Here is a 3,351-nt window from a genome sequence, read left to right as displayed (position 1 = left end):
TTACCTAATGTCGATACATATAAATGTATTTTTATCTGAGCGTGTAAAGAAGTATCCGTCTAATAAAATTGCGTTGATCATGGATGAAGCAAGATGGCATAAATCCAAGGCTTTAAAAATCCCTGACAATATTACTATTTTTTATCTTCCTTCATATTCACGAGAGCTTAACCCGGTCGAAAGATTATGGCTCTATATAAAAAACACTATCCTATCGAACAAGATTTACGAACCCCTTGGGGCTGTGAAGCGGTGATTTGCGAGTTTGTGCGCGCGTTAAAAAATACAATTGTGAAAAGTATATGCACCGCTTCGCATTTGTCCATTTAGTATCGGGAAATGGTATTATCCCCCTAACTTACTATGCATACTAATAAATGTTTTTAAAAATTCCATTTTTCTTCCACCTTTCTCATCAATCTAGAAAATCCTATAAGTTTTCTTTGCTCAAAGTTTAGCCATTTTCCATTAGACCATCTAGAAATCACACTCTGAGAAATTGAACTGGCATCCCAAGCACGAAGAATTAGTGTAAAATGCGTAAATACATGACGAACAGTATCATTAATTAAATTCGGATCTAAATTTATACAGGGCATTTTTTCTTCTGATTGAAGATCAGATAAAGGAAATCCCCATAGCCCTTTTAATAAAGAAGTTTGCGTATTTTGAACTGTCCAAAGTTCATTTTCTTTCCTGCACAAATAAACATGAGCATAACGTGTTGGTTTAGATGATTTTTGTATAACTAAAGGAGCCCACATTCCTTGCTTAAATTTACAGTGCTGAGCAATAGGACAAACAAAACATTTAGGCGCTTTAGGTGTACAAACCATAGCACCTAAATCCATTAATCCTTGAGTATACTCTGAATGATTTTTACAAGGAAGAATTTTCTCAGCCATTGTCTTAATTTCTTTCAGGGTATCTAGTCCAAAATAACGCTGTAAAATACGCTTAATATTTCCATCGATAACAGTGGCAGGTTGTTTTGATAAAACAACTGTCAGCATTGCTGCTGTATACGGCCCAACACCAGGAAAGCTTAACCATTCTTTGTATTCTTTTGGATCTTTTCCTAAAGATAGCCAAATTTGCGCCGCTTGATGTAGGTGCCGAGCTCGATAATAATACCCAAGCCCTTGCCAAACTTGGTATACCTCATCTAAAGAGCTTTTGGCTAGTTCAGTCAAATTTGGAAACCGCTGCAAAAAGCGTTGAAAAAAAGGAATAACAGTTTTAACTTGAGTTTGTTGCAACATGATCTCGCTTAAAAAAACTTCATAAGAAGTTCCCCCTCTCCAAGGAAGGGGCCTTTGATTTTCCTTATACCAAGATAAAATCTTATGGGAAAACGCGTCTTTTTTATTCAACCGTTACAGCCTTTGCTAGATTTCTTGGCTGATCAATGGAACACCCCTTGTGTAACGCAGTATAATAGGCGATAAGCTGTAAGGTTAGTACTGATAAAAATGGATGCAGCTCCCATGTTGTGGGGGAAGGATAAACAAAAATGTCTTGAACGGGAACTCCTGCAAGTTGCTCTGCACCTGCATTGTCGGTAATAACAAATACTTTGCCTTCTCTAGCGCATACTTCATAAATGTTAGAAACAGTTTTTTCAAAAAATTGATCCATAGGAGCCAACACAACTACCGGGGTACACGCATCAACTAATGCTAAAGGACCGTGTTTAAGTTCTCCCGCTGCAAATCCTTGTCCAGGAATATAGGAAAGCTCAGACATCTTTAAGGCACCTTCTAGAGCTACAGGATAACTCATGCCTCGTCCCAAAAAAATAATTCCTTTAGAGTGCACAAGATGTTGCGCTATATCTTGAAGCTGAGATACCTTAAAAAATATTTTTTGCATATCTAAAGGAAGCTGCTTTAATCCCTTCAAAATTTTTTGTTTTCTTACAGAATCTTGCATAAGATTCATCGAAATTTTTAATAAACAAAGCAATTGAGCTGTAAAAGCTTTCGTGGAAGCTACCCCAATTTCTGGTCCTGCTTTTGTTAGTATTTCGTAATGCACTTGACGAGAAATAGAGCTATGAGGAACATTAACCATTCCTACAGTATACTGGCCGTGCTGTTCCATATATTGAATAGCTTTTAATGTGTCAGCTGTTTCCCCGGACTGAGAAACAGCAATAGTAACCCCATCTTGCACAACAGGATTTCGATAATGGAATTCAGAAGCAAGTTCCAAAGTAACGATACGATTTGCCAATTGTTCTAAATAATATTTTCCTCCCCAGGCAGCATAAAAAGCACTGCCACACCCTATTAATGTGATGTGCAAAGCTTTAGACAACTCTTTTGGAATATCTAACGTTTGTGTACCTTCTTTTAGTACAATATCTGGCTGTTCGTACATTTCTTTTAACATATAGTGGCTGAACTCGCCTCTCCCTAAAGAGTCTTTTCCCAAAGGATGGGGAACAAATTCAATAGATTGAGAAATCTGATTTTCATCAAAAATTTTAATACCCTCTAAGGATAAATCCCCCCAAACGCCATCTTCTATATAACTAAGTTCATCGGCAATTCCCACTAAACTTAAGGTATCAGAGCAAAGGCTGATGCCTTTAGCGCTACGCCCAATAGCCAAAGGGCTGATCCCCTTTCTTGCAATAAAAATATGGTTTGGGTGATCTTCTAAAATAATTGCCAAGGCAAAGCTTCCCTCTAGCTCTTTTAGCACTTTGGAAAATACTTCCTCTACATTTTTACTTTTTGAGTAATGTTGATGAATAAAATGTGCGACCACCTCGGTATCTGTTTCGCTTTCGAATGCATACCCTTGCTTTAGAAGCTGCGCTTTAAGTTCAGAAAAATTTTCGATGATACCGTTATGAACTACAGCAATTCCATGGCTGACTTGGGGATGAGCATTGCGTTCTTCTGGTGCGCCGTGCGTTGCCCATCGCGTATGTCCTATACCCAACGTGCTTTTTGTAGTTTCTGGTAACACTTTCATCAATTGATCTAAGGTACCTACCGCACGATGGCGTAACAACCTCCCGTGTTCGATAAGCGCAACACCAGAAGAATCGTACCCTCTGTATTCAAGACCTTTTAAAGCCTGAACGATTATCTCCAGAGCGGGACACGTCCCTAAAAATCCTACAATACCACACACAATTTTTCTCTCAACAAAACCAATACAATACCTTTTTTATTATTCATGAAAAGCATTTTTCTTACAAGCTCCATACTCCCCCTCACTTTTTTTCAGGTAGTTTAAAAGATCCGAAAGAGAGGCTATTTTATTAAAAATAAACAACAATGTTTAATGCAAATGAACCTTCGTACTTAGTATGATCGATCAGCGAAAGGTTCAGCA

The 3,351-nt window shown here is 37.9% G+C and carries 3 protein-coding genes; 1 reads left to right on the top strand and 2 read right to left on the bottom strand.

Annotated features, from left to right (window positions below; genetic code table 11):
* A partial coding sequence (locus K737_RS00145; protein WP_035574552.1) for a transposase occupies positions 1 to 256 on the top strand: 256 nt, incomplete at its 5' end.
* A 127-nt stretch (positions 257 to 383) separates the two neighbouring features.
* Here the strand turns inward: K737_RS00145 and K737_RS00140 are convergent.
* Positions 384 to 1,373 (bottom strand): A/G-specific adenine glycosylase, encoded by a 990-nt coding sequence (locus K737_RS00140; RefSeq protein WP_006289519.1) that lies wholly within the window; start codon positions 1,371 to 1,373, stop codon positions 384 to 386.
* A complete protein-coding gene (glmS, locus tag K737_RS00135) occupies positions 1,366 to 3,147 on the bottom strand; it encodes a glutamine--fructose-6-phosphate transaminase (isomerizing) (RefSeq protein WP_006289517.1) in 1,782 nt (593 codons plus the stop codon). Before glmS ends, K737_RS00140 begins: the two co-directional genes overlap by 8 nt.
* Between the last annotated feature and the right edge of the window lie 204 nt (positions 3,148 to 3,351).

Source organism: Holospora undulata HU1, from assembly GCF_000388175.3.
In the GTDB taxonomy this organism is placed as follows: domain Bacteria; phylum Pseudomonadota; class Alphaproteobacteria; order Holosporales; family Holosporaceae; genus Holospora; species Holospora undulata_A.
This window is presented reverse-complemented; position numbering and strand designations above follow the sequence as displayed.